The 24,530-nt window shown below is 56.1% G+C and carries 28 protein-coding genes and 1 pseudogene; 17 read left to right on the forward strand and 12 right to left on the reverse strand.

The genetic code is table 11. The features are described 5' to 3' along the window. Window positions 1-14: 14 nt before the first annotated feature. From SV253_01580 to mnhG, 6 genes are read left to right on the forward strand one after another with little or no spacing between them, the layout of a single operon-like run. On the forward strand, window positions 15-344 hold the full coding sequence (locus SV253_01580; GenBank protein MDY6774772.1) for a sodium:proton antiporter: 330 nt from the start codon (window positions 15-17) through the stop codon (window positions 342-344). After that, complete coding sequence (locus tag SV253_01585; protein ID MDY6774773.1) at window positions 345-1,346, forward strand: ketopantoate reductase family protein; 1,002 nt, start codon at window positions 345-347, stop codon at window positions 1,344-1,346. After that, complete coding sequence (locus tag SV253_01590) at window positions 1,343-2,917, forward strand: proton-conducting transporter membrane subunit (protein MDY6774774.1); 1,575 nt, start codon at window positions 1,343-1,345, stop codon at window positions 2,915-2,917. The genes SV253_01585 and SV253_01590 overlap by 4 nt, the downstream gene beginning before the upstream one ends. Continuing rightward, window positions 2,918-3,427, forward strand: a complete 510-nt coding sequence (locus SV253_01595; protein ID MDY6774775.1) for a Na+/H+ antiporter subunit E — start codon at window positions 2,918-2,920, stop codon at window positions 3,425-3,427. 4 nt (window positions 3,428-3,431) lie between these two features. Then, complete coding sequence (locus tag SV253_01600) at window positions 3,432-3,716, forward strand: monovalent cation/H+ antiporter complex subunit F (GenBank protein MDY6774776.1); 285 nt, start codon at window positions 3,432-3,434, stop codon at window positions 3,714-3,716. Window positions 3,717-3,726: 10 nt separating this feature from the next. Beyond that, the gene (gene mnhG, locus SV253_01605) at window positions 3,727-4,092 is read left to right on the forward strand and encodes a monovalent cation/H(+) antiporter subunit G (protein ID MDY6774777.1); all 366 of its coding nucleotides are present in this window, start codon (window positions 3,727-3,729) and stop codon (window positions 4,090-4,092) included. A gap of 20 nt (window positions 4,093-4,112) precedes the next feature. On the opposite strand, the gene SV253_01610 is transcribed toward mnhG, so the two are convergent. Genes SV253_01610 through hemL form a run of 4 tightly spaced genes read right to left on the reverse strand, consistent with a single transcriptional unit; the run spans window position 4,113 to window position 8,129 of the window. After that, window positions 4,113-4,970, reverse strand: a complete 858-nt coding sequence (locus tag SV253_01610) for a uroporphyrinogen-III synthase (GenBank protein MDY6774778.1) — start codon at window positions 4,968-4,970, stop codon at window positions 4,113-4,115. Next, window positions 4,954-5,904, reverse strand: a complete 951-nt coding sequence (gene cobA, locus SV253_01615; GenBank protein MDY6774779.1) for a uroporphyrinogen-III C-methyltransferase — start codon at window positions 5,902-5,904, stop codon at window positions 4,954-4,956. Before cobA ends, SV253_01610 begins: the two co-directional genes overlap by 17 nt. 33 nt (window positions 5,905-5,937) lie before the next feature. After that, window positions 5,938-6,852: a hydroxymethylbilane synthase gene (gene hemC, locus SV253_01620; protein ID MDY6774780.1), complete on the reverse strand. Its 915-nt coding sequence runs from the start codon at window positions 6,850-6,852 to the stop codon at window positions 5,938-5,940. Further along, window positions 6,849-8,129 (reverse strand): glutamate-1-semialdehyde 2,1-aminomutase, encoded by a 1,281-nt coding sequence (gene hemL, locus SV253_01625; GenBank protein MDY6774781.1) that lies wholly within the window; start codon window positions 8,127-8,129, stop codon window positions 6,849-6,851. The genes hemC and hemL overlap by 4 nt, the downstream gene beginning before the upstream one ends. Window positions 8,130-8,247: 118 nt before the next feature. Here hemL and SV253_01630 point away from each other — a divergent pair, with 118 nt between their 5' ends. Then, window positions 8,248-9,699, forward strand: coding sequence for a globin-coupled sensor protein (locus tag SV253_01630; GenBank protein ID MDY6774782.1), 1,452 nt, complete (start codon window positions 8,248-8,250; stop codon window positions 9,697-9,699). 21 nt (window positions 9,700-9,720) lie between these two features. Here the strand turns inward: SV253_01630 and SV253_01635 are convergent, their stop codons facing one another. The 3 genes from SV253_01635 to hemH all read right to left on the reverse strand — a co-directional run bounded on the left by SV253_01635 (window position 9,721) and on the right by hemH (window position 12,766). Further along, a complete protein-coding gene (locus SV253_01635) occupies window positions 9,721-10,311 on the reverse strand; it encodes a response regulator (GenBank protein MDY6774783.1) in 591 nt (196 codons plus the stop codon). 86 nt (window positions 10,312-10,397) lie between these two features. Beyond that, window positions 10,398-11,711: a protoporphyrinogen oxidase gene (gene hemG / locus SV253_01640; protein MDY6774784.1), complete on the reverse strand. Its 1,314-nt coding sequence runs from the start codon at window positions 11,709-11,711 to the stop codon at window positions 10,398-10,400. Window positions 11,712-11,716: 5 nt separating this feature from the next. Next, entirely contained in the window at window positions 11,717-12,766 is a 1,050-nt protein-coding gene (gene hemH / locus SV253_01645) for a ferrochelatase (GenBank protein MDY6774785.1), read from the reverse strand. Window positions 12,767-12,859: 93 nt separating this feature from the next. Between hemH and SV253_01650 the strand changes: the two genes are divergently transcribed. Further along, window positions 12,860-13,495 (forward strand): bifunctional precorrin-2 dehydrogenase/sirohydrochlorin ferrochelatase, encoded by a 636-nt coding sequence (locus SV253_01650; GenBank protein ID MDY6774786.1) that lies wholly within the window; start codon window positions 12,860-12,862, stop codon window positions 13,493-13,495. On the opposite strand, the gene sppA is transcribed toward SV253_01650, so the two are convergent. Beyond that, a complete protein-coding gene (sppA, locus tag SV253_01655) occupies window positions 13,492-14,511 on the reverse strand; it encodes a signal peptide peptidase SppA (protein MDY6774787.1) in 1,020 nt (339 codons plus the stop codon). The two genes, SV253_01650 and sppA, sit on opposite strands and share 4 nt — an antisense overlap. Window positions 14,512-14,623: 112 nt before the next feature. Here sppA and SV253_01660 point away from each other — a divergent pair, with 112 nt between their 5' ends. From SV253_01660 to SV253_01670, 3 genes are read left to right on the forward strand one after another with little or no spacing between them, the layout of a single operon-like run. Then, window positions 14,624-15,376, forward strand: coding sequence for a dihydropyrimidine dehydrogenase (locus tag SV253_01660; protein MDY6774788.1), 753 nt, complete (start codon window positions 14,624-14,626; stop codon window positions 15,374-15,376). Continuing rightward, a complete protein-coding gene (locus SV253_01665; protein ID MDY6774789.1) occupies window positions 15,355-16,209 on the forward strand; it encodes a triphosphoribosyl-dephospho-CoA synthase in 855 nt (284 codons plus the stop codon). Before SV253_01660 ends, SV253_01665 begins: the two co-directional genes overlap by 22 nt. After that, the gene (locus SV253_01670) at window positions 16,206-16,829 is read left to right on the forward strand and encodes a DUF447 family protein (protein MDY6774790.1); all 624 of its coding nucleotides are present in this window, start codon (window positions 16,206-16,208) and stop codon (window positions 16,827-16,829) included. The genes SV253_01665 and SV253_01670 overlap by 4 nt, the downstream gene beginning before the upstream one ends. A 12-nt stretch (window positions 16,830-16,841) precedes the next feature. Here SV253_01670 and SV253_01675 read toward each other — a convergent pair whose 3' ends face one another. Further along, window positions 16,842-17,453, reverse strand: a complete 612-nt coding sequence (locus SV253_01675; GenBank protein ID MDY6774791.1) for a methyltransferase domain-containing protein — start codon at window positions 17,451-17,453, stop codon at window positions 16,842-16,844. Between the two features lie 45 nt (window positions 17,454-17,498). Next, on the reverse strand, window positions 17,499-17,936 hold the full coding sequence (locus SV253_01680; protein ID MDY6774792.1) for a PIN domain-containing protein: 438 nt from the start codon (window positions 17,934-17,936) through the stop codon (window positions 17,499-17,501). Between the two features lie 202 nt (window positions 17,937-18,138). On the opposite strand from SV253_01680, the pseudogene SV253_01685 reads away from it, so the two are divergent. Continuing rightward, window positions 18,139-19,445: pseudogene (locus SV253_01685) on the forward strand (transposase). A 43-nt stretch (window positions 19,446-19,488) separates the two neighbouring features. On the opposite strand, the gene SV253_01690 reads toward SV253_01685, so the two are convergent. Beyond that, complete coding sequence (locus SV253_01690) at window positions 19,489-19,788, reverse strand: AbrB/MazE/SpoVT family DNA-binding domain-containing protein (GenBank protein ID MDY6774793.1); 300 nt, start codon at window positions 19,786-19,788, stop codon at window positions 19,489-19,491. 138 nt (window positions 19,789-19,926) lie between these two features. Between SV253_01690 and SV253_01695 the strand changes: the two genes are divergently transcribed. Continuing rightward, a complete protein-coding gene (locus SV253_01695) occupies window positions 19,927-20,838 on the forward strand; it encodes a malate dehydrogenase (GenBank protein MDY6774794.1) in 912 nt (303 codons plus the stop codon). Window positions 20,839-20,870: 32 nt separating this feature from the next. Here the strand turns inward: SV253_01695 and SV253_01700 are convergent, their stop codons facing one another. Beyond that, a complete protein-coding gene (locus SV253_01700; protein ID MDY6774795.1) occupies window positions 20,871-21,113 on the reverse strand; it encodes a hypothetical protein in 243 nt (80 codons plus the stop codon). A gap of 110 nt (window positions 21,114-21,223) precedes the next feature. Here SV253_01700 and ahaH point away from each other — a divergent pair, with 110 nt between their 5' ends. From ahaH to SV253_01720, 4 genes are read left to right on the forward strand one after another with little or no spacing between them, the layout of a single operon-like run. Beyond that, entirely contained in the window at window positions 21,224-21,571 is a 348-nt protein-coding gene (ahaH, locus tag SV253_01705; protein MDY6774796.1) for an ATP synthase archaeal subunit H, read from the forward strand. Continuing rightward, a complete protein-coding gene (locus tag SV253_01710) occupies window positions 21,552-23,666 on the forward strand; it encodes a V-type ATP synthase subunit I (protein MDY6774797.1) in 2,115 nt (704 codons plus the stop codon). Before ahaH ends, SV253_01710 begins: the two co-directional genes overlap by 20 nt. Window positions 23,667-23,672: 6 nt before the next feature. Next, the gene (locus tag SV253_01715; GenBank protein MDY6774798.1) at window positions 23,673-23,921 is read left to right on the forward strand and encodes a hypothetical protein; all 249 of its coding nucleotides are present in this window, start codon (window positions 23,673-23,675) and stop codon (window positions 23,919-23,921) included. Between the two features lie 21 nt (window positions 23,922-23,942). Continuing rightward, a complete protein-coding gene (locus SV253_01720; protein MDY6774799.1) occupies window positions 23,943-24,530 on the forward strand; it encodes a V-type ATP synthase subunit E in 588 nt (195 codons plus the stop codon).

Below are 24,530 nucleotides of genomic sequence, written 5' to 3' on the forward strand. Positions count from 1 at the left end.
GTCTCGTAACATTCATGATCGCCCTCACTCTGGGTGTGATGTTCACATCGGGTACCTATCTCCTCCTCCAGAAGGACGTCGTAAGGGCTATCTGGGGTGTCACGATCATAAGCCAGGCAGCCAACGTCTATCTCATAACTATGGGTGGTATAGGAGGCATAGCACCGATAGTAGGAGTAGGAGTAGGAGACGGCTCCGGGTACACAGACCCTCTCGTACAGGCACTCGTACTTACTGCGATAGTCATAGGATTCGGAGTCACGTCTTTCGCTCTTGTCCTCACCTACCGTCTCTACGAGGAACACGGTACAATAAACCTATATGAGCTTGGAGGTGGTGACTGAATGACTGTCGAACTCCAGATACTCGGTGCTGGAAGCCTCGGGAGTCTCTTAGGAGGTCTCTTCTCCCACTCTGGAACCGATGTCAGACTCGTGGGACGCGAGCCACATGTCACGAGGATAAGAGACGACGGACTCCGCATAACGGGAGAGTACGACATGACTTCTTACCCCGAGGCGGCGACTTCTCCCGCGGAGGCGGAGGTAACAGTCGTCACTGTCAAGAGCTACGACACCCAGGAGGCGGCGCGCTCAGTCGAGGGCCTCCAGGAAGTAGTCGTGAGTCTCCAGAACGGGATGGGTAACGAGGAGACTCTTGAGAGAGTATGCTCAAACTCCGAGGTGCTCGCGGGAACTGCGACGTATGGAGCGCGTATCGAGGAGCCGGGTGTCGTGAGATGTACCGGAAGAGGTGAGATAGAGATAGGTGACCCCGAAGGGGGCGAGTCTGACGCAGCGAAGGAGTTCGCCGGGACAGTCTCAGACGGCGAAGTCGAGGTCGATCTGAGGGACGACATGCCGGAGAGACTCTGGTCGAAGACGGCTGTCAACGCAGGTATAAACCCGGTTACAGCAATCACACGTCTCACGAACGGTGAGGCAGTCGACGACCCCGAACTACGCCGTACCATAGAGGAAGCAGCGAAAGAAGTCGAGGATGTCGCGTCGGAACACGGTGTCAGCATAGACAGTGCCGCCGAGAGAGCCGTCGACGTGGCGCGTTCAACCGCCGATAACGAGTCGAGTATGCTTCAGGACATAAAAGCCGAGAGAAGAACCGAGATCGACTCCATAAACCGATACGTAGTGAGGAAAGCCGACGAAGAAGACGTGTCTTCGGGTCTAAACAGGAGACTTGCGGCTCTCGTGAGAGGCATAGAGAAGTCGTATCTTACTGATACTGAGTCTGAGTATCTCACTGGGGATGGATACGGGAACAAGAATGAAAATAATAACGAGAGTGAGAAAGAGAGCGAGAACCAGAAAGACGAGGTGGTAGAATGATGCTGACGCTGACACCAATCATCTTCGACAGCCACGTCGCCATACTCCCTATGCTCTCGGCTCTGGTAGCCGGAGTCGGATCTCTGATTCTGAGACGCCGTCCGTCGGCACAGAAGGCTGTGGCTCTACTCGGAGGAGTCGCTGTCTTCGTCTCGTCTCTCGTCGTAGCCGACGCCGCGAGGAGCCGCACACTCGTCTACCGTCTCGGCGACTGGAAGCCACCCTTCGGAATAGTGCTTGAGATCGACGCCCTCTCGGGATTCATGATGGCGTTCTCATCCTTCGTGATGCTCGTCGCACTCATCTACTCACTCGACTCCATACCGGCTGAGGGCAGAAGAAGATCCTACTACGCCCTCTGGCATTTCCTCGGACTCGGTATAATGGGAGCCTACTCGACGGGGGACATATTCAACCTCTTCGTCTGGTTTGAGGTTCTCCTGATGTCGTCTTATATACTCGTCGTCTTCTACTCAAACCCCGACGACACGAGAGCGGGACTTCACTATGTCATCATAAATCTCATAGGCTCTGCTGTGATGCTCCTTGCGATAGGAGGCATATACTCGTCTGTCGGCACACTCAACATGGCACATATCGCACAGCGTCTCTCGACCGGAACACACACGCCAGCCGTCTATGGACTTAGCGGCATACTTCTCACTGTCTTTCTCCTCAAGGCGGGCGCAGTACCTCTCCATTTCTGGGTTCCGGAAGTCTATCCCGCGTCACCGTCTCCCGTTGCGGCTGTACTCGCAGGTGTCGTCAAGAAGGTGGGAGTCTACGCCGTGATACGTCTCTATGTCACGGTCTTCGCACCCCTCAACGACTTCTTCTTCCCAGTAATCCTAGTAGTCAGCCTCGCGTCTGTAGTATACGGAGGATGGGCAGCACTTTCACGTGACAGTCTTCTCGACGTTCTCTCCTACTCGTCAGTAGCACAGGTCGGCTTTATCTTCCTCGGAGTAAGCGTGGGGCTCTCCGACGCTCCCGCAGACCTCCGCGTTCTGGGTGTCACCGCAGCACTCGTCTACTCGCTCAACCACTCACTCATAAAGTCGCTCCTCTTTCTCGTCGCAGGCTATATATCTGACGAGACGGGTACGACGAACTTCGCCGAACTCGGCGGTATCTTCGAGACGAACCGTGTCCTGTCTTATTCGTTCCTCGTCGGTGGGTTAGCACTAATAGGAATACCGCCCCTCAGCGGATTCTTCGGAAAGCTTCTCGTGCTCGACTCAGGAGTGAGTCTTACCCAATACACCGACGTAGTCCCCGTATACGTACCCGTTTCTGTCGTCGGAGGCGCACTCGTGGGCTCGATCCTCACGGTTCTCTACATATCGAGGACATGGTCGTCGGCGTTCTGGGGAGAAAAAGGAGACTCGGTCGGGACGCTCGGGAAGCCGTCACTCAGAATTATACTGCCCGTCGTGGTTCTCGCACTCTCCGTACTCATCGCTGGCATCGTGTTCGATCCCGTACTTAGCTACGCACAGAATGCCGCACATGCCGCCGTCGACAGTCAGACGTATATAGATGCAGCCCTAAACGGAGGTGTAAGTAAATAGATGAGAAACTGGCTCGTCTCAGCCGGGGTTCTCGGCGTGGTCTGGATAATTCTGCACTCGGCTTTTGGTCTCGGAGGCGTCCTATCGGGCGTAGTCCTCGGGACAGCCGCTATACTCCCGTTCAGGAGGATGTATCCCGGCGAGACGAGTCTCGTCTCGGTCGCAAAGGGGATTCCGCCGCTCGCCGTCTACATCGCCATATTCACGAAGGACGTACTCGTCTCGAACGTAGATGTCGCGTGGCGTGTCCTCTCGCCGTCGATGCCGATAAACCCGACGGTGATAGAGCTTCCGTTACGTGTCGAGTCCGACGCCGCCGTAGCTATGATAGCCAACTCGATAACCCTCACTCCGGGTACGCTCACGATGGACTACGACGAGGAGAGCCACTCACTCTACGTACACACCATGACAGGCGAGGACATAACCGGTCCCGTGAGAGTCTGGGAGAAGTACGCCATGAGAGTATTCGATAGGAACTCTGAGGATAGACAGGACTCGGAGGTGTGATAAGATGGATCTGATGAGTCTCGACGCAGTGGTTCTCTCCACGGGTCTCGTAGTGACCCTACTCACTGTCGGTGTCGGGTACAGGGTCATAAGAGGACCTACTGTACCTGACAGAGTGGTCGCGCTTGATGTCATAAGTACCCATTTTGTCGCACTCGTCGCACTCTTCTCACTCTACACGCGGAGTGGCTTCTACATAAACGCCGCAGTCGTGATAGCAGTCATAGGGTTCGTCTCGACAGTAGCGTCCGCGAAGTACCTCATAGACGACAGGATGTTATCCGACTAATATGATGAAGATGATACCCATACCCATATCAGCCTCACCAGCCGCCACGACTCAGTCGCTCTTAGTAACAGTACTCACCTCAGTACTCGTTTTATTCGGTCTCTTCTTCCTCGTGACGGGAACAGTCGGACTTCTACGTATGCCCGACGTATATAACAGAATGCATGCCACTACGAAGTCGACGACACTCGGTGCTTCGTCATTACTTCTCGCCAACTTCGTCTACTTTGGTTCAAGTTCTAACGGACTCCGAGCTCTTCTCGGCGTAGTCTTTCTCTTTCTCACGGCTCCCACAGGAGCACATATGATATCCAGAAGTGCACAGAGGATGGGTGTCGACTTCTACGGAGACGCTGACTGGCCTGAAGATGAGTAAGAAGACGAAAGCAGTTAGTGTTAGTTATTCACCGTCAAGTCAAGACCCGAGGCTAGACTCTCGAATGTCTCCTCTTCAGGGACATAGTCGACGTCTATGCCGACTGACTCCGCAGTCTCACGTGTCGGCTCCCCTATCGCACCGACGAAGACGCCGTCGTTGTCGTTGTCGTTGTCGTTACCGTTGAGCTTTTCGATGAACTCCTCTTTCTCACCCACAGAGTCCGCGGCTTCTAAGAGATGTTCGACCGTCAGAGAGGACGTGAAGAGGACTGCGTCGACCTCGCCTTCTAAGACGCCTTCGACAGTCTCGTCTCCGCCTCCCTCGGGTCTCACTAACTCGTAGAGTACCGTCTCGTGGACGAAAGCACCTTTGTCGTTGAGTCCGTCGATGAGTTTCTGAGAGCCGTGGTCACTCCTCGCGACCTCGACCTTCTTCTCCTCGACTTCGTCGCCGAGGCACTCGACGAGTCCCGTGCTCGTGTACTCGTCGGGGACTACCGAGACTTCGACTCCTCTTTCTTCGAGGGCGTCACGTGTCTTGGGACCTATCGCACAGACGTGTGTAGACTCCAGATCCTCGGGATCGAGAGACGACAACGACAGAGCGAGGTCGACGCCCGTGACGCTCGTAAGGATCGTGTATTCTGCCGAGGTAAAAGGAGTCTCCGACGTCGCTCGGGGTTCGAGGAGAGGGTCGCTCAAGACCTCGTGTCCCATGCCTTCGAGGAGTTCGACGCTCTCGTCCTCACGTCTACCCGACGGACGGAATATAGCTACTCTCAGCCTGTCTGCCTCGGTATCCGTGTCAGTCTCAGCCTCAGTCTCAGCCTCAGTATCAGTATCTGTCTTAGTCGTCATCTTAGAGTATGAGGTCATCTATCTCGTCGCGCACCTTAACTACGTCGCCTATAACCGTTATAGCCGGCGACTCTATCCCCTCGTCCCTCGTCCTCTCGACTATGTTTTCGAGGCTCCCTGTCACGTACTTCTCGCCGTCACGTGTCGCTTTCTCGACCATCGCGGCTGGCGTACTCGCGTCGACCCCGTGTTGCGTGAGTGCTTCGACGTTGTCGGGGAGACGTCTGACCCCCATCAGGATTACGAGTGTTCCTCCTGCTTCTATGTTACGTGCGAGGGCTTCCCAGTCGATTGCACTCTCCTCCTTAGTGGGGTCTTCGTGTCCCGTAATTACGGTAAAGCTCGAAGAGTGGTTTCTGTGTGTCAGAGGTATTCCTGAGACCCCAGAGGCGGCGACGACGCTCGTGACTCCCGGAACTATCTCGAACTCGACGTCCTCGGAGGCGAGATGTTCCGCCTCCTCTCCGCCTCTCCCGAATACATCGGGGTCTCCGCCCTTGAGACGCACTACAGTCTTCCCCTCGCGCGCCTCGTCGACCATCAGCGAGTTGATCTCGTCCTGTGGAGTCGTCTTTCCGTCGGGTCTCTTTCCGACGTTTACGACATCGGTCGAGTCGGGTATCAGGTCGAGAACACCGTCGTCGACTAGAGAGTCGTGGAGAACCGAGTCCGCCTCTTCGAGGAGACGTCCCGCCTTAAGTGTCAGAAGCTCGGGATCTCCGGGTCCTGCGCCGACTAAGTAGACAGTTCCGTTCTCGGACTCCGTTCTTTCTGCCTCCGTACTCTCCGCGCCTCCGTTCTTCCTCGCCTTCACATCTACGTCCCCGAGACCGCCGGAGTCATCGTGGTTACCCTTACTTCGTGCCTCGGTGTCTCGTTCTCCCTCGGCGTCGTGGTCGTACTCGACACGTGCTCCGTCTCCCACGACGGTCTCGTTTCTCGTCTCGTCCATCAACTCCACAAATAGATTTGTATTACTTCAAGTTTACTTGTTTTCGTCCCGGGTTGCCTCCTCGACGAGCTCTACCGCGCCCCTGTCGACCATCTCGTCGGCGACCTCCTGCGCGCCCTCGTAGTACGACTCGACGGGTATCTTGTCCTCGACCCTGACCTCTTCCTCTCCGTCGAGCGACAGTACCTCGGCGGTAATCTCTATGTGTTCGCCCTTTATACGCGCGTAGACACCCATAGGAGCCACACATCCCGCGCCTATCTCGGCGAGGACGACCCTCTCGGCTGTCGTCTCAACACGTGTCTTCGGATGGTCTATCCCGCGTATCTCCTCGAACTCGTCTGTCTCGTCGCGCGCTGTGACAGCGATCACGCCCTGGTTCGCGCTCGGCACGAACTCCGAGAGGCTGAGTTTCACGCTCGGGATATCGATGTCCATACGTTCGAGCCCCGCGCCCGAGAGGACGACTGCGTCGTAGTCTCCCCTTCTGAGCTTGTCTATACGTGTGTCGACGTTTCCCCTCAGACCCTGTACGTTGAGGTCGTCCCTGTACCTCTTTATCTGTGCGCGTCTCCTCTGGCTCGAAGTCCCTATCACAGCACCGTGTCCGAGGTCGTCTATCTCCTTTCCGTCTGTCGAGACGAGAACGTCGTTCGGGGTGTCGCGTTTGAGGACTGCGGCGACCTCTACGCCCTCGGGGCGTTCGACGGGCATATCCTTCATCGAGTGTACCGCGGCGTCGAAGTCGCCGTCGGAGACACGTGCGTCTATCTCCCTCACGAAGACCCCCTGTCCGCCTATCTCGGCGACCTTCGAGTCGAACCTGTCCTGGCTCCTGTCTCCCGACGTCTCTACGACCTCGTACTCCGACTCTGACCTGAGAAACGACTGAACCTTACGTGTCTGGTATAGAGCGAGGTCGCTTCCACGTGTTCCTATCCTTATCATAAGGCTTCCTTGTACGCCTCTAGAGTCTCCTCGATCTCCTCCTCGGTGTGTGCGTAGGAGACGAACTGGCTCTCGTACTGTGACGGCGGCAGGAAGACACCCTCGTCGACCATCTCGTCCCAGAATATACGTGACCATCTCTCGGTGTCACACGCGTTGACCTCGTCGTAGTCGGTCGGCTTCTCGCCGTCGTTTCCGAAGAAGACCTTGAACATACTTCCGACACCGCCGACCGAGTACTCGGGTCTCTCGTCTTCGACTATGTCTTCGAGCCCCGAACGCATCTTCTCACCCAGGCGGTTGACGTAGTCGTGGACGTTCTCGCGCTCGGCGTACCTCAGTGCGGAGTATCCCGCCGCCATCGTCACGGGGTTTCCGCTGAAGGTACCCGCCTGGTAGACGTCTCCCGAAGGAGCGACGTTCTCCATTATCTCTGACTTGCCACCGAAGATACCTACCGGGAAGCCCGCTCCCGTGACTTTTCCGAGTGTCGTCATGTCGGGTGTGACGCCGTACTTCTCCTGCGCGCCTCCGGTTCTGAGACGGAAGCCCGTGATGACCTCGTCGAATATCAGAACGACGTCGTGCTCCTCTGTGATCTTCCTGACCTCTTCGAGGTAGCCGTCGTCGGGCGTAATTATCCCCGAGTTACCCATTATGGGCTCCATTATGACCGCGGCGAGGTCGTCGGAGTGTTCCTCGACGGCTTTCGTCATAGCCTCTATGTCGTTGTACGGAACCTGTAGGGTGTGCTGTGTGAAAGAACGCGGAACCCCGGCGGAGTCGGGCTTTCCGAGTGTCGAGGGTCCGCTTCCCGCCTTTACTAGCGCGCCCTCGTGGGCTCCGTGGAAACCGCCCTCGACCTTGATGAACTTGTTCTTACCCGTGTAACCCCTCGCGGCACGTATCGCCGACATAGTCGCCTCAGTACCCGTGTTGACGAACCGTAACATCTCTACTGAGGGTACCCTCTCGGCTATGAACTCGGCGAACTCGACTTCGAGACGTGTCGGAGCACCGTAGAGGTTGCCGTTAGCTATCTGACTCTGGACGTCTGACTCGACCCTGTCGGGGAGTCCATGACCCAGAAGAAGCGGACCGTACCCCATGCAGTAGTCGATGTACTCGTTGCCCTCCTCGTCCCAGACGCGTGACCCGTCTCCCTTCTGTACGAAGAATGGGTAGGGTTCGACGTTTCTCACGGGCGACGAGACTCCTCCGGGCATTACCTGCATCGCTCTGTCGAAGAGATCCTTCGAGTCAGGACGTCGTTTCATGTCTACTAACTAAGACGCAGTTTCGACATATGCGTCTTTCCATACCTCACAGCCCCGTATACTGTGGAATGGGAACGCGTGACAACCTTTAAATAAGACTCGACCCACTCTTTGTTTTATGAGTAAGACGAAGGACGGCGAAACGGGCGACGATCTTGCTTCGCAGGTCTCGGGTGAGGAGCTAGCCGACGAGATAGGTCTCGACGACGACGAGATACGCCACAGAAAGGAGTTCGTCGAGTTCGACGACTCCGACGTCGAGACCCTCCAGGGTATGAGCCGTATATTCGCCGACGTGAGAGACGAAGTCGCCGAGAAGTTCTACGACCACACCTCGTCCTTCGACGAGACGCGTGAGGTACTCCACAGGTCGACACGTGAGACCGACCCACTCAAGACAGTACACGGGACATACCTCATACCCCTCGGACGCGGCGAGTACGGAAGGGGATACTTCGAGAACCGCGCGAGGATAGGCAAGCTACACGAGATGGTCGACCTCCCCGTCAAGCATTACATAGGCATGTACATGGTCTACAACGACCTCATACTCTCGGAGGTCTTCGACCGTCTCCGTGACGAGGTTGACAACGTTGAGGCGGTTGATGAGGCACTCGACCGCACACTCTCGTACCTCCGTATAACCAACCTCGACATGCAGGTAGCGATGGACACATACATACAGGCTTACCAGGACGAGATGGAGGACGAACTCGAAAAGAGACGTGAGGTCTCGGAGAGAATACAGGAGTCTGTGACAGAACTCCGAACCTCGTCGGACGACGTCGCCGAGTCCTCACAGGAGATAACCGACCTCGCACATGAACAGTCGGAGTCGATGGACGAGGTCTCGTCTGAGGTCTCGAACCTGAGTGCAACTGTCGAGGAGATCGCTTCGAGTGCCGACGAGGTCAACACGAAGAGCCAGAGGGCTGAGGAACTCGCCGAGGAGGGACGTGAGTCAGCCGAGAGGACACGTGAGGTCATGAGAAACGTCGGTGAGGCGGGCGAGGAGGTCGCTGAGGACGTTACGTCCCTCAGGAATAGGGTCGAGGACATAGACGAGGTCGTCGATGTCATAAACGACATAGCAGACCAGACTAACCTCCTCGCACTCAACGCGAGCATAGAGGCGGCGCGAGCGGGAGAGGCGGGCGACGGCTTCGCAGTCGTGGCTGACGAGGTCAAGAGCCTCGCAGAGGAGTCACAGGAACGCGCCGACGAGATCGGTGACCTCATAGAGGAGATACAGGACGACACAGACGAGACCGTCGAGAGTCTTGAGGAGGCGAACGACCAGATAGATGAGGGCGTCGAGAAGGTCGAGGAGTCGATGCAGAACCTACAGAGGATAGCCGAGGCTGTACGTGAGACTGCACAGGGGATCGAGGAGGTCGCACAGGCTACCGACGACCAGGCGGCTTCGACCGAGGAGGTCGCTAGCATGATAGACGACGCCGCCGAGAAAGCCGAGATGGTCTCAGAACGCGTCGACGACATAGCCGCGGCGAACCAGGAACAGACTGCTATGGTCGAGGAGATAGACAGAACAGTAGACAGGCTGACGTGACGTAACGTAGCTAACTACTAACTACAGTCTCTTGAACTCCTCTTCGAATCCGCCTTCGTCTTCCTCTACGAATCCCTCACGTAACTCGTCGAGGTCTCCAAGAAGCTCGTTGACACGGTCTTCGAGATCCGAGAACTCATCGCTCTGTTCGAGCTCTTCCTGTGACTTCTCCTCCTCTAAGACAGTCTTCTTGTTGACTAAGCTGAGGTACTCGTTTACCTTGTCGTCGTACTCGTCCCTGTCGAGACAGTTCTCGACTGCTTCGTAGAGGTCGTCCCTGTCGACGGGCTTCGTGAGGTAGTCGTCGAAGCCCATCTCTATTATGTCGAAGTCGGGACTTATAGCCGTCAGCATCACTATGTGAGGAGAGAGCGAGTCGTCGTCCTGTATACGTTCGAGAACCTCGTCGCCACTCAGGTCGGGCATACGGCGGTCGAGGAAGACGACGTTTACGGTGTCGTCCACTTTTTCAAGGGCTTCTTCCCCCCCATACGCCTTGACTACGTCGTATCTCTGAGAAAGAAGAGCTTCAAAGAGGTCTGCTACGTCTTTCTCGTCGTCGACTACCATCACCTTTGCGGGGGTTCCATCTCCCTGATTTTCATCATCCATGTATAGTTCCCTCTGTCTCTTGACCAGATGAGCTTAACACGAATATATCAGTCCTTGCGTATATAACTTTTCTTGGTTTTGTCGTCTCAGCCGTCGTGACTGACCTCTCGCGCGATCTCGTCGGCGGTCTGACGTGCCTCGCGCAGACGTGTCGGAACACCGACACCTGAGATGTAGTTCGAACACAGACGTATACCCTCGGGGGTCTCCAGACCGTCGAGAGCCTCCCACGACGTGTCGTAAGACGGCATCCCGTCGACCCACCGACTTACGTTTATAAGCTCGGCGTCACAGCCGGTTATCTCCTCGAACTCCTGCGTAGTTATCTCCTCTAGCTCCGAGTTGTCGGCTGTCACGGCTTCGGGGTTCCATACGCCGCCCACAAATGCGGTGTAGATACCGTCTCTGTTGTCGGCGTCGAATATGCTGTCGTTGAATGTGACACCCAGAGTAGTGTACTCCTCGTCCTTCCTTATCTGGTATCCGAAGCCCTCGACGTCACATTCCGGCGACCTGAGATGTATAAGTCCCACCGAGTTGTAGTTCAGACTTCGGAGTGACTCCGACGTCTCGGCGTCTATGTCCTCAAGCAGGTCGGCGGCGACGTAAGCCGGAGTGGTTACGACGATCCTCTCCGTCTCCACCTCTCCGTCTTCGGTCTCGACTACGTAGCCTTCTTCCTCCTTCTCGTCTATACCGACAACCCCCCTACCCAGCTCTACCGCGTCGGAGTTCTCGTCGTAGATGGCGTCGGTGAATGTCTGCATGCCGTCCTCGAAGGAGACTGCGGGCGTTCTCGCGTCACCCGAGAGACCCCTTCTCAACATCGGCTTGAGTAGGCTACCCTCTTTTTCCTCCATACGTCTCAGGCGCGAGAGCGAGTGTCTCACGTACATCTCGTCGGGGTCGGAGCCGTAGAGACCGCCGAAGAGAGGCTCGATCACGTTCTCGTATGCCTCGCCGCCGAACTTCCTCGTGAACATATCCCCAGCGGTCTCGTCGGGCTTCGCGCCGTCGGTGAGAGGCTCGACGAGTAGCCTGAGCTTTCCTCCGAGAGACAGAACGTCGGTTCTGAGGAACTCCGAAGCCGAGAAAGGCACGAGACGTAGCTCAGAGTTGAAGTAGACGTACATAGGTACCTCCATCCTCGCCTCGATGACCTCGTCGTCTATTCCGAGAGACTCGACGAGTTTCTCGACGTCGTCTGTGTAGCGCATCCTCTGAGGACCGTTCTCGACGAGTCTGGCGTCGACAGTCTCGGAGTCTATGACTCCACCCGGCTCCGGCTCCGACTCGAATGTCACGACGTCTATACCCTTACTCCGTAGGAAATGCGTGAGACACAGACCCGAGACTCCCGCCCCCACGACGACGACGTCGGCTGGGTCGTCCGACGACATCGGTTCTACTCTACCTGTACGGGCTTGTAACAGACCGTCCCGGGAGTCTCCTTACATCTGCACTGACCCATCTCCGACTCCTCGACAGCGCCGGTTACCACGGGCTGGACGAGGTCGGCGAGGACGGAGCCGAACCTCGGGTCGTCGTGTGGCACGGGGACGCGGTAGAGTTCGAGACCCTCCTCCTCCGCCTCCTCGGCAAGTTCGATGTCGAGCTCCGAGAGTGTCTCCGACTGTTCGTGCATGAAGCTCACGGCGTCGACCACGACCCTCTCGGCGTCTATCCCCTCTATGACCTCCTCGGTGTCGGGCTCTGTCCAGTCTATGTCACGGTTCTCGTGGTTCTGGTATCCTATCGTATAGGAGTCGACATCCAGTCTGTCGGCGACCTCAGCACAGTGTTCCTCGACGTACTGGTCGTACCTGCTTCCCTCTTCTAAGTAATGTATAGGCGTTCCGTGTGCTGAGAAGACGAGTTCGGTGTCGTCGTCGTTGAGGTCGACCTCCTCCGCTTCGGCGTAGTCACGTATGTTCTCGACACGTATGTCGACGTAGTCGGGGTGTTCGTGCCATCCGGTTATCTCGTTGTACTCGCCGTCCCAGTCCGACTCCTCGACGGTGTCACTCAGGTCTTCGAGAGACGAGACCGTTGTAGAGGGTCCACACAGCGGGTAGATCGGAAGACCGATTATGCGGTCTACTCCGTCCTCCTTCGCTTCCTCGACTGCGTCCGAGATAAAGGGCTCGGTGAACTGCATTCCGAAGTAGGTCTCGACGTCGAAGCCCCGCGACACTAGAGCGTCCTCAACCATCTGTGCCTGGCTCTTCGCCTGAGGTATCAGAGGCGAGCCTCCTCCCATCTCCTCGTACTCCTCCATCAGACCGGGTGCGCGTCTCTCGGCTAGCTTCGAGGCGCGTTTGCGGGCGTCCTCCTCCGACATGCCGCCTTCGAGCGACATGTTGTCGAGGAAGATACGTTCGAGATACGGAACCACCTTGTCTCTCGTGGGGTTCTGGGGCTCGCCGAAGTTGAGAAGAACTACTCCTGTGGTCATCTTGCGTCATATAAGGACTCCAGGCTCTTGAATTTACGTATGTAAGTCCGCCTCCCGAAACTCGGATATACGGCGAGATGCTAAGACAGAGTAGTGATACCCCTCCTCCACGACCTCTCGGGAAAGACAGTCGTAGTCGTAGGCGGCGGATCTGTCGCGTTACGTAAGGCGACCCTCTTCTCGTCGTCCTCCGAGGCTGACGTCCGTGTCGTCGCCGACTCCTTCGACGACGGATTCGACGACGTCGACTGCGAGAAGGTCGAGGAGGAGGTCTCGCGTGACAACATCGCGGAGTACGTCGACGACGCCTACCTCGTCTTCCCCGCGACCTCTGACGACTCGGTAAACGCCGCGGTAACAGAGGTCGCGTCTGAGAGGGACTGTCTCGTCAACACGACACACGAAAAGGGAGACGTAGCAACCCCGAGCGTAGTCGAGACAGACGAGTCCGTCGTTGGGATATCGACACACGGCGGCAGTCCGGCGATGACGAAGTACCTGCGCCGGCGTATAGAGCCAGTCCTCGAAGAAGCCGACCCGATGGTACGTCTTCAGAAGGAGATACGTCCCGTCCTCAAGGACGAGGTCGACGGACACAGGGAGAGGCGAAGACTACTCTGGGACGTCATAGAAGACGACCGAGTATGGGCGGCTCTCGAAGACGGTGACTACGACGCGGCTCTGAGAAGGGCGTCTGAGATTACTGGGATCGAGTTCTCCGTTGATTAACGCAGCCTGAACCGGAAGCCGTCGAACTCCTTATCCTCTATGACAGACGCGACTCCCGAGCCGAAGCCCTCGGCTATCTTCGACGCACCGATCCTCATCCTGTCCCTGAGATGTAGACGTGGCTCCATCTCTCTCACGACGCCTCTCTCGACGTCCATGAGTTCGGCGAGACGCTCCTTCGCGTCGTCGCGTGTACCGATCTCGTCGACGAGACCCATCTCCTCGGCTGTGTCTCCTAAGTAGTACCTCGCTTCGGTGTCTCTTATCTCGTCCTCCGAGAGACTGCGTCCCTCGGCGACACGGCTCACGAAGGCGTCGTAGTAGTCGTCTATGATCCCCTGTATGAAGTCGCGCTCGTACTCCTCGATCTCCTTTAGGGGTGTCCCGGCGTCCTTGTACTTCCCCGCGGCGAACCTCTCGTACGACACACCCAGCCTGTCGGCGAGCTCCTTGGCGTTGACGCGTGATCCTAAGACTCCTATGCTCCCCACGACGCTCACGTCCCTCGCGTATATCTCGTCACACGCGCTCGCTATCCAGTAGCCTCCGCTCGCACAGACGTCCTTCGTGTATGCCACCACGGGACCGTCGAACTCCTCGACTGCGAGACGTATGTCGTCGCTCGGGACGACCTCACCGCCGGGGGTGTTGAGACGTAGAAGGAGTCCGTCGGTGTTCCTGTCGTCGTCGGCTGTCTCTATCATCTCGACTATGTCGTCGGCACCCCGTCCGACGGGAGCCGAGGGGAGACGTCCGCCTCCGTCACGTGTTATAGATCCCTTGACGCCGACCTCGGCGACGTTGTACCTACCGAAGAGTGATCCTGCTATACTTCCGAAGACACGTAGACCCACGACTCCTACCCCGACGAGTAACACGACCGTCAACGGTTCCACGCCTGTCTTCGACGGAACCTCGACGAGTAATGCGTATCCGAGAACGAGGAGACCCAACATACCACCTAAGGCTACGGCTGCCTGTATGGTTCCCCTGAGTAGGGCTTTCGACCTCTTCATACGGTAAGTAAGTCTTCGGCAGGGTTAAAGCTTCAGACGTGTACGTATGTACGTGTTTTCCTCAGACTTAAGACACCCACACCGGTAGTCCCAGACGAGATACTTAGCGACAATGAAGACAGACAGACTCAGAGGTGGACTCGGTCTCGCGAGCGAAGCGGGTGTGACCGACTCCGACTACGTGATAGAACGCTCGGGGTTCGTCGACTTCGCCTTTCTGGGAGGCTTCCACACTGACGAGGAGACGACGGCAGCCGCCTACGAGATGATACAGAGAGGGCGTAACGAGTTCGTCTACGAAGACGCCGTCGGATTCATCTGTGACGAGGTTTCACGTCTGCGTCGGAACTCCCCCGGTATAGGCGTCGGCTTGAACGTCAGAGCATCGTCGTTCGACTCGCTCGCCCGCGTCGGTAAGGTCGCGCGGGAGTACGGCTGTGTCCTCGAAATAAACGCCCACTGCCGGCAGGACGAGATGGTCGAGGTCGGCTGTGGTCACTCCCTACTCAGAGAAAGTCAACGTCTCGCCGACTGGACACGACGCCTCAGCGAGATGGGTGTTACTGTCGGAGTCAAGACCCGAGCCGAGGTCGTAGACGACGCCGCAGTCGCTCGGGAGTTCGAGGACGCGGGCGGCGACTTCTTACATATCGACTGTATGGACTCTCCCGACGCTGTCGACGACGTCGCACGTGCGACCGATCTCTTCGTGATAGCCAATAACGGCGTGCGGTCGGGAGCCGACGCCGCCGACTACTTCGAGAGGGGAGCCGACATGGTGAGTACTGCTAGAGCGGCTCGGAGACTCGACGACCTCGCTGACCTGTACGAGGAGGTGAGACGGTGTCCGACGCTCCGGATCTGACACCCGCACAGACCGCGCAGCTTGCGATGCTTGTCGAGGTGGGATCTGACCCGAAGCCCGGGAACGTCGACAGGCGACATGACCACGGAGACACGACTTTCCTCGACTTTGTCGCGAGTGCTGTGGGTGTTCTGCCGTCGTTGAGACGTGCACGTGAAGACGGCGCAGGTGTCGGAGAGGTATTCGAGGACGCCGTCCGTCGGTCACAGTTCCACTCGGGCGGAAACACCCATTTCGGAGCCCTCCTACTTCTCGTCCCCCTCGTCTCGGCGTCGTACTCCGACGCGGGTCTCGGCTCAGTATCTAGCCTCGTAGAGGAGACGACTGTCGAGGACTCGGTGCGGTTCTACGACTCCTTCAGCCACGTAGACGTATACGTCGGCGACGACACCGAGACCGACCTCCCCGACGTGAACCATGAGGACGCGTCTGACGAGGTCAGGGAGAGAGGACTCACGATGTACGACGTGATGGAGTCGAGCGTCGAGGTCGACGACGTAGCGCGCGAGTGGGTCACAGGATTCGGGAGGAGCTTCACGGCGTCAGGGTACATAGACGAGGCTTACCACGAGACACGCGACGTCAATACCTCGGTGACTACGGCTTATCTCAGACTTCTCTCCGAGAGACGTGACACATTTGTCGAGAAGAAACACGGACGTGAGGTGGCTGAGGAAGTGAGACGCCAAGCCGAGGATGTCCTTCGAGACGGTCTGTCGGCTGAGGATCTCGACTCGACCCTCTTGGACGAGGGGATCAACCCCGGGACGACAGCCGACATACTCTCGGCGGGTGTCTACATAAGCCTGCGCGAAGGAGGTCTGCGTCTTTGACTCCTACTCTCCCTCCCGAGAACGGCTCCTACGACTGGTCTTTCCTCGACGCACGTATAACCGAGACGGTAGCGACGACTCAAGGGAAAGCAGGTCTCAACGCCGCGCCGATGGGCATTATAAGAGAGGACGGCGACGGATACGCACGTCTCTGGGAGGGTAGTGACACACTCGAAAACGTGCGTAGTACGAGGAGGGTCGTCGTCAACTTCAGTTCCGATCCCGTAGTATATGTTGAGGGAGCTCTCTCCGAACTCGGCTCGGAGTACTTCGAAACTCACGCTGACACCGATCCGCCGAGGCTCTCCGACGAGTACGCCGACGCTTGGCTGAGATGCTCCGCCGAGAGCGTCCGAGAGGAGAGGGGCGGCGACGTAGAACGGTGGAGGCTCGTCCCCGAGGAGGGCGAGACACGGAGGAGACGTCTCTTTACTGTCGACCGCGGCTTCAACTCCGTGATAGAGGCGACAGTCCACGCCACGAGGGTCGAGTTCGAGCCCGAGCTAGAGGAGCTTATACTACACCATCTCGGTATCGCCCGAAAGTGCGGCGGAGACAGAGTAAGAGAAGCGGCTGACCTTATCGAGGAGTACGTCGATGTGGAAGCTGACGCTGAGTAACTATAACTACAACTACTTCTCAGCCGTCGTGACTATCGCGAGGTCGTCGTTCCACTTAGGACCCAGAAGATGGTTCTCTATGTCGTGCCATCCCGCCTCACAGAACATACGTGTCGCCTCCTCCTCGTCGTAGAACAGCATTATGGCGTCGGCGAGCGACCTGAAGAGTGCCGAGTCGGGCTCGTTGGGTCCCACGACGAGAACCTCGCCACCCTCCTTCGTGACACGTCTCATGTCCCTGAGCGCCTTCTCGGGGTCGGGCCAGTACTCTATCGAGCCCGCAGAGACGACGTAGTCGAATGTCTCGTCCTTGTACGGGAGTCTGTGGGCGTCTCCTCTCGCGAACCTGACGTCCTCCAGGCTCTTCTTCTCGAACGCCTTCTCCATCTGGTGTTCGCTCTGGTCGAGTGCGTCGATATTCGATGTCCTTCTCACCAGACCGCTCGTTGTGAAGCCCGTGCCACATCCGACGTCGAGAACCCTGTCGCCCTCGTCTATGTCGAGAAGGCTCAGAGCCTCCTCCCTCATCTCGACTGTCCAGAAAGCCGGATTTACTGTGTCGTAGACCTTCGACAGGTACCTGTAGAACGTCCTCGCACGTCCCTTGTCCTCAAGGAATCCCATTACTCGATCAACGGTCTTGGAAGACTAATATCTTGCTCTTATCCCTTAGACGCCGTGGCTCCGGAAACGCAGTATGTCGATCTTGAAACGAAGCTCCTCGAAGTCGTCGTCAGCCCCTGCAACTAGTGTTGCGTCCCGGCTATGGGCAAGAGCTACCGCATAAGCGTCTCCGAGTGAGAGTCCTCCGTCAGCCTTGACTTCGGCTGCGGTTCTCCAGTCGGCTGAGACAGTCGTGAGTCCTCGACGTTCAAGCGCACGCAGATCCCTGTCTGCTTCCCTTATCGAGGCTCGTGTCGGCTTCTCGTCGACACCTTCGAACCGTGCGACTAGATAGAACACCTCCGATGCGTTGGTCTCGGTAATATATCCCTCGTACTCGCCCTCGAAGACACCGTTGAGTAGCTCCGCTACTCTCTCATGACCGGGTTCGTTGTAGAGAAATGCGATTACAGCCTCTGTGTCGAATACGTATCTCTCGGTCATTATACGTAGTACAGGAGAATACCTGACCCTGAAGGGTCAGGATGAATCCGTTCTCGAAGTTACCACTTCGAGGGCTGTTGAGCTTTGCTCAACAACGTTAAACTACTCACCAAACCATTCTAATAGACACAAACGGATATTCAACGAAACTCATATTCGAGTAAGATTTAATAATATACATATACAATAACTACGTGTAGTCATGGAGACCAACCTAACAGTAACAGCCGAAATACTAAATCACTCTCAAGTAGAGAGTGATTTAGACAGGCATGGTTGGTCTGCCTCGAAACTGTGGAATGTCGCCAGATACTACACTAGAGAAGTCTGGCAAAAGACAGGAGAGATCCCTGAAGAAGATACGTTGAAGACTGAGTTGAAAGAACACGAAAGATACGAGGACTTACATTCACAGTCCAGTCAGAAAGTTCTAGAAGAGCTTTCTGAAGCCTACCAGTCTTGGTACGGCTCCGACGATGACAGGGACAATCCTCCTGGCTACCGCAAACGTTGGTACTACGATGACTTTGGTAATCTAGTCCACGAAGAACATCCTAGGAGTACGGTCACATGGAAGAATCGTGGCATAAGACACGATTCTGACAATAACAGAGTACGTCTCTCTAAAGGCAAAAACCATAAAGAAGAACGTAGCGACTTCATCCTCATAGAGTACGACTTACACAGACCGGACAACGAGATAGACGGAAGTATACAGCAGGTTCGTGCTGTATACGACGAAAAGAAGGAAGAATGGGAGTTACACCTAGTCGTACAGAAAGAGATAGAAGTAGAAGACTCGGGAGAAGAGACTGTAGGAGTCGATCTAGGTATCAGTAACTTCGCTGCACTCTCGTTCGAGAACGGTGATACCGTTCTCTACCCCGGTAACGAACTCAGCCAGAACAACTACTACTTCGAGAAAGAGAAGGCTAAACTCGATAAGTCGGACGGTAGAGAACGTACTCGTCTAGACCATCTACAGTCAGAGAGACGTAGACATTTCCTCCATTCGTTGTCTAAGCATATTGTAGAGGAGTGTAAGAAGAGAGACGTTGGAAAGATCGCCGTAGGCGATCTTGAAGACATTCGTCAGAACGAGGATGGAGAAGCCAGAAACTGGGGAGACTCAGGTAATCTAAACCTGCACAAGTGGGCGTTCGACCGCTTTACTGGGATGTTAGAGTACAAGGCGAGGCTGAGTGGTATTGAGCTAGAGAGGATAGACGAAGAGAACACGTCGAAGACGTGTTGTGTCTGTGGTAAGCTCGATGGTGACCAGAGAGTTGAGCGTGGTCTGTACGTCTGTGAGGACTGTGATACGGTAGCTAACTCGGACATTAACGGGGCTGAAAATATAAGACAGAAGTCCGAAGGTAACTCCGAGTCTTCTTGCTTTGAGCAAGAAGATAGGAGTATCGGTTGTTTGGCACAACCTGGGGTCTACCTGTATGATCGGTCTTGCGGATTCGAACCGCAAGAAGCCGTTGGGTAGACTGCAAACCTTAATATCCCAACCTGGGATTCACCCGACTTCAGGCGGGTGAGGATGTCAATCGTCTCCGTCCGACGGACGAAGCCTCTCTACATTCTCCTCTTCTCTTTCTCTCTCTCCTTCTTTTATCTCACGTACTCTCTCGGCTATCTCACCTCTCTCGTGATCTCCTGAGTGAATTCCATGGAGATCTTCGCCTGACGGCACCGGCTCTATTACTATTCCGTCTCTCCCTTCGTAGATGAACACTTCACCCGGAGTCTCTATTCCGAACTTCTCGCGGAGATTCTTTGGTATAGTAGTCTGACCCTTCGGGGAGACTCGTACAACCTCGGGGTCTTTTGTACTACTCGACATTCTCGGTAATATCTAATGACTTCAGTATTACTAAACCTTCCGCCGAGGCTTTAGTCCGAGCCACGGTCACATTTCCTGCCTTGTATCTAGTTGGTTCCGATAGCTTTAACCTAATCTGAGTACGCCCTAATACTATACATGAGTTTCAAGGTTTCTATAGTCGGAGCCGGCGGTACGGTAGGAGCCATGGTAGGCTTCAACACGGCACTAAGCGGAGTAGCCGACGAGATAGTCTACATAGATATCGCCGAGGACAAGGCACTCGGACAGGCACACGACACGATGCACGGTATCGCGTACGATACCGACACAGACGTCTACCAGGGCGGATACGAGGACGCCGAGGACAGTAACGTCGTCGTAATTACAGCAGGAAAGCCGAGGGAGCCCGGGATGACGAGACTCGACCTCGCCGACGCCAACAAGCCGATAATAGGGGACATAATGTCGGAGATAGACGAGTACGCCCCCGATGCGGTTACTATACTCACGACCAATCCGATGGACGTACTCAACCACCATCTCTACTCAGTCAGCGAGAGAGACCGTGACAAGGTGATAGGATTCGCGGGAAGACTCGACTCCGCCCGTTTCCGTTACGTCCTCTCCGAGAGGTTCGACACCTCCGTACTCAACGTCGAGGCGTCTATAATAGGAGAACACGGAGACACACAGGTCCCCGTCTTCTCGAAGGTACGTGTCGACGGCAGAGATCCCGACTTCACACACGAGGAGCGTGACGAGATCACAGAGACGCTCCGTGAGAGTGCCATGAACGTCATAGAGAAGAAGGGAGCGACCGAGTTCGGTCCCGGCAGGGGGGTCGCTCAGGTCATAGAGTCGATAGCACTCGACAGGGACGACATAATTCCGTCGAGTGTCGTCTTAGACGGCGAGTACGGGGTCGAGGACGTCTCGATAGGAGTCCCCGCGAAGATAGGAGAGGGCGGCGTCAAGGAGGTCGTAGAGTGGGAGCTCTCCGACCGCGAGAAGGAGATGTTCGACGAGTCCGCCGAGAAGCTCTACGACCATCAGCACCCCGACGAGTAGCACCCTCTTTTCTGTCCACGCTCCGTCATCCGTCATACCCCATCGTCGACGTCGGGTACGTTACGTCTGTACAAGACCCCAGCACGTGCGAGCGAGAAGACACCCACGACGAGAAACGGAGCGGCTTCTCCGAGGCTCCTGAAGTACCACAGCATAAGACCGAGAGAGACCGAGATCGGACCTACGTTGAGATGTAGGACTGTTCTCCAGAACGCCTTTCTAAGGCTGTCAGGGACGCCGTTGGCGTCGGTGCTCTTTTCCTCGGTATCGGTCATCTAATCTGACGAAGTTAGTCGTCCACGGTATTAGAGGTTTTGTTTTCTCAACCCCTCTACAAAATAGAAACCTCCTTATACTCGCCTACACACAAATTCATGTTAATAAGATGGCAACCGCAGAGGAAGAAGGCATACTAAGAGATATAAAGCAGGCAGAGAAAGACGCTGACGAGATAGTCGCAGACGCAGAGGAAGAGGCGGACGAGATAGTCGAGGAAGCGCGCCAAGAGGCGGATGAGATAGTCGAGGAAGCGCGCGAGAAGGCGAGTAGTCTCAAGGAGGAGAAACTCGCCGAGGCGGAGGAGGAGATAGACGAGAAGAAGCAGAGGATACTCGACGACGGGAGGGACGATGTTCGCGACCTCGAAGACGAGGCTGAGAAGAACCGAGAAGAAGCCGTCGAACAGGTCATAGACAGATTCAAGGAGGGGGTGCATGCCAGGACTCAGACCTAAGGAGATGAGCAAGGTCTCCGTAGTGGGATCTAAGCGAGTTCTAGACGATGTCATAGAGTCGCTCTATAGACTCGACCTCCTCCATATGGAGGACTACGACGGAAGCTGGGAGGGATTCGATAACGGCGATCCTCTCGACCTCGGCGAGGAGGCGAGCGAGAAGCTCGTCCAGATACGTTCTATACAGAACATACTCGGAGTCGAGGACGACGACTACAGCCGTAGCCGTGGGTTCGACCTCGACGACGACGAGATAGAGTCGCGCCTCGAAACCGTCCGTCAGAAGGTCAACGACTTAGAGGACGAACGTGACGACCTCCGTGACCAGCTCAGGGAGGTGCGCGATCAGAAGTCGTCACTCGAACCCTTCGCGGAGCTCGGGGTCGAACTCGATCTCCTACGTGGCTACGACTCGATAGACGTAGTCGTCGGAGAGACAGACGACTTAGACGACGTCAAGGACGTTCTGAGGTCGTCGGAGGAGGTCGACGAGTTCGAGACGATAGGTAGCTCCGACGTAGTCGCAGTTGCGGCTACGGTCACCGATGACACCGACCTTTCGGATGTGCTCGTGGGAGCGAGCTTTTCGGCGGTCGAGGTTCCCGAGGCGGAGGGCTCCCCTAAGGAGCTTCTGAGGGAGCTCGAAACACGTCAGAACCGCCTTGAATCGGAGCTCGACGACCTCGACTCGGTACGTGAGGAGATAAAGAACAACTCAGCCGACTTCCTCCTCGCCGCTGAGGAAGCGCTCACCGTAGACGTAGAGAAGGCGGAGGCTCCACTCCGTTTTGCGACTACGGAAAACTCGTTTGTGGTTGAGGGCTGGATTCCGACCGAAACCTTCGACGAGCTAGAGTCGAGGATAAAGGATGTCGTCGGTGGACACGTCGAAATAAGAGAGCTCGAAAGAGCTCAACACGGTGACTCGGGGCACAGCCACGGAGACGAGGAAGAAGACAGTCCTCCCGTCGTACAGGATAACCCGGATCCCGCGAAGCCCTTTGAGATACTCGTAAAGGCTGTCAGCCTGCCGAAGTACTCTGAGTTCGATCCTACGGTTTTCCTACTTCTGACTTTCCCCGTCTTCTTCGGATTCATGATAGGAGACCTAGGGTACGGACTCCTCTATCTAGGAATAGGAGCCGTTCTCTACACCAAGTTTGAGAGCCCGGCTATGAGGAGCCTCGGCGGTCTCACACTCTGGGCTGGCGGACTGACGGCTGTCTTCGGTGTGCTCTACGGAGAGATATTCGGACTCCACATACTCGGAGATGTCATCTGGGGAGGACATCCCCCAATACACAAAGGTCTCCAGCCGGCCTTCGGGGACTACGCACTCGGGTGGGTTGTACTCTCGCTATTCGTGGGACTCCTCCATCTCACAGTGGGATGGATTACCGACTTCATAGAGAATCTCGAACACGGCTTCAGTGACGCGATGACTGAAAGTGGATCGTGGCTAATGATGATGTTCGGACTCTGGACGTGGATATTCGCCGGAGCATCCGGAAAGGCACCCCCGATACTCGTCGGATCCGAGTCGGTCTTTGCGGGCAATCCCTTCCCTCTTGGATTCACGGGCTTTCCACCTACGGTTGGTCTCGGGGGGCTCGCCGTGTTCTTCATAGGGTTAGTCCTTCTCGTCTACGGAGAGCCTATCGAGGGTGTTGAGTTCCTCAACGTTCTTGTCAACGTCTTGTCATATACTCGTCTCGCGGCTGTACTTCTCGCGAAGGCGGGAATGGCATTTGTCGTCAATCTCCTTTTCTTCGGTGTATATGTCACCGGTGAGGGAGAACACGCTGAGTGGCACTTCGGACTTGGTCATATGCCCCACGTTGGCGATATGGTTCATGGACACGAGGTTACCGAGATAATGTTCGGAGGCCTGTCCCACAGCGGTATAGCGGGAGTTATATTCGGTATCGTAGTTCTAATACTCGGACATACTCTTGTCCTGGCTCTGGGCATAACTAGTGCAGGGCTTCAGGCAGTGCGTCTTGAATACGTCGAGTTCTTTGGTAAGTTTTATGAAGGCGGCGGTGAGACATACGAACCGTTTGGATTTGAAAGAAAGTATACCACAGAGGAGTAAACAACAATGATAGGAACACTAGTCGAAAACGCAGTATCGCTTCAGCAAGCAGCACCCGCTATCCCCCCAACTTCTGCGGCAGCACTCGGAGTCGGACTCGCCGCACTTGGAGCGGGTTTAGCTGAGAGAGGAATCGGATCGGCAGCCATGGGCGCGATAGCAGAGGATCAGAGCCTCATCACACAGGGTCTCATAATGACGGTTCTCCCTGAGACTCTCGTAATTCTGGCTCTGGTCGTCGTATTCGTGGTCTAAAAACACCTTTTTTCTTTAACAATGGGACTACAAACAGTAGTTGAGGATATAAAGGACGAGGCTCGTGACGAAGCCGAGGAGATCATCGAGGAGGCTGAGGAGCGCGCCGACGAGATAGTATCCGACGCCGAGGAAGAGGCAGACGAGATAATCTCCGAGGCGGAGGACGAAGTCGAGTCGGAGATAGAGACGCGGCGCGAGGAGACACTCGCGAGTGCTAAGCTTGAGGCAAAACAGATGAGGCTCCAGGCGAAGAAGAGGCTACTCGATGACCTCAGAGACGATGTTGAGGAGAGTATCGGGAGCCTCGAAGAAGACAGACAAGAGCTTAACGAGGAGCTTCTCGAAGGAGCCGTCGACGATCTCGACGCCGAGTCGGGTACGGTACTCGTGTCTGAGAAAGACGAGGATGCAGTGGGCGAACTCCTCGAGTCGTACGACGGCTTCGAGTTCGGAGGAACTACCGACATACTCGGAGGCGTCGTCGTCGAGGCTGAGGGCGGAAAGGTCAGGGTCGACAACTCATTCGACTCCGTCCTCGACGAGGTCTGGGACAACAGTATCAGACACGTGTCGGCGACACTCTTCGGTGAAGAGGAGGGTGAGTAG

This window comes from Candidatus Afararchaeum irisae (assembly GCA_034190545.1).
Lineage (GTDB): Archaea > Halobacteriota > Halobacteria > Halobacteriales > Afararchaeaceae > Afararchaeum > Afararchaeum irisae.

What these genes read in the sequence shown, in the direction of transcription:
- SV253_01580 (MDY6774772.1), top strand. Translation starts at nt 15, where the DNA reads ATGATCGCCCTCACTCTGGGTGTGATGTTCACATCGGGTACCTATCTC.
- SV253_01585 (MDY6774773.1), top strand. Translation starts at nt 345, where the DNA reads ATGACTGTCGAACTCCAGATACTCGGTGCTGGAAGCCTCGGGAGTCTC.
- SV253_01590 (MDY6774774.1), top strand. Translation starts at nt 1,343, where the DNA reads ATGATGCTGACGCTGACACCAATCATCTTCGACAGCCACGTCGCCATA.
- SV253_01595 (MDY6774775.1), top strand. Translation starts at nt 2,918, where the DNA reads ATGAGAAACTGGCTCGTCTCAGCCGGGGTTCTCGGCGTGGTCTGGATA.
- SV253_01600 (MDY6774776.1), top strand. Translation starts at nt 3,432, where the DNA reads ATGGATCTGATGAGTCTCGACGCAGTGGTTCTCTCCACGGGTCTCGTA.
- mnhG (MDY6774777.1), top strand. Translation starts at nt 3,727, where the DNA reads ATGATACCCATACCCATATCAGCCTCACCAGCCGCCACGACTCAGTCG.
- SV253_01610 (MDY6774778.1), bottom strand. Translation starts at nt 4,970, where the DNA reads ATGACCTCATACTCTAAGATGACGACTAAGACAGATACTGATACTGAG.
- cobA (MDY6774779.1), bottom strand. Translation starts at nt 5,904, where the DNA reads ATGGACGAGACGAGAAACGAGACCGTCGTGGGAGACGGAGCACGTGTC.
- hemC (MDY6774780.1), bottom strand. Translation starts at nt 6,852, where the DNA reads ATGATAAGGATAGGAACACGTGGAAGCGACCTCGCTCTATACCAGACA.
- hemL (MDY6774781.1), bottom strand. Translation starts at nt 8,129, where the DNA reads ATGAAACGACGTCCTGACTCGAAGGATCTCTTCGACAGAGCGATGCAG.
- SV253_01630 (MDY6774782.1), top strand. Translation starts at nt 8,248, where the DNA reads ATGAGTAAGACGAAGGACGGCGAAACGGGCGACGATCTTGCTTCGCAG.
- SV253_01635 (MDY6774783.1), bottom strand. Translation starts at nt 10,311, where the DNA reads ATGGATGATGAAAATCAGGGAGATGGAACCCCCGCAAAGGTGATGGTA.
- hemG (MDY6774784.1), bottom strand. Translation starts at nt 11,711, where the DNA reads ATGTCGTCGGACGACCCAGCCGACGTCGTCGTCGTGGGGGCGGGAGTC.
- hemH (MDY6774785.1), bottom strand. Translation starts at nt 12,766, where the DNA reads ATGACCACAGGAGTAGTTCTTCTCAACTTCGGCGAGCCCCAGAACCCC.
- sppA (MDY6774787.1), bottom strand. Translation starts at nt 14,511, where the DNA reads ATGAAGAGGTCGAAAGCCCTACTCAGGGGAACCATACAGGCAGCCGTA.
- SV253_01660 (MDY6774788.1), top strand. Translation starts at nt 14,624, where the DNA reads ATGAAGACAGACAGACTCAGAGGTGGACTCGGTCTCGCGAGCGAAGCG.
- SV253_01675 (MDY6774791.1), bottom strand. Translation starts at nt 17,453, where the DNA reads ATGGGATTCCTTGAGGACAAGGGACGTGCGAGGACGTTCTACAGGTAC.
- SV253_01680 (MDY6774792.1), bottom strand. Translation starts at nt 17,936, where the DNA reads ATGACCGAGAGATACGTATTCGACACAGAGGCTGTAATCGCATTTCTC.
- SV253_01690 (MDY6774793.1), bottom strand. Translation starts at nt 19,788, where the DNA reads ATGTCGAGTAGTACAAAAGACCCCGAGGTTGTACGAGTCTCCCCGAAG.
- SV253_01695 (MDY6774794.1), top strand. Translation starts at nt 19,927, where the DNA reads ATGAGTTTCAAGGTTTCTATAGTCGGAGCCGGCGGTACGGTAGGAGCC.
- SV253_01700 (MDY6774795.1), bottom strand. Translation starts at nt 21,113, where the DNA reads ATGACCGATACCGAGGAAAAGAGCACCGACGCCAACGGCGTCCCTGAC.
- ahaH (MDY6774796.1), top strand. Translation starts at nt 21,224, where the DNA reads ATGGCAACCGCAGAGGAAGAAGGCATACTAAGAGATATAAAGCAGGCA.
- SV253_01710 (MDY6774797.1), top strand. Translation starts at nt 21,552, where the DNA reads ATGCCAGGACTCAGACCTAAGGAGATGAGCAAGGTCTCCGTAGTGGGA.
- SV253_01715 (MDY6774798.1), top strand. Translation starts at nt 23,673, where the DNA reads ATGATAGGAACACTAGTCGAAAACGCAGTATCGCTTCAGCAAGCAGCA.
- SV253_01720 (MDY6774799.1), top strand. Translation starts at nt 23,943, where the DNA reads ATGGGACTACAAACAGTAGTTGAGGATATAAAGGACGAGGCTCGTGAC.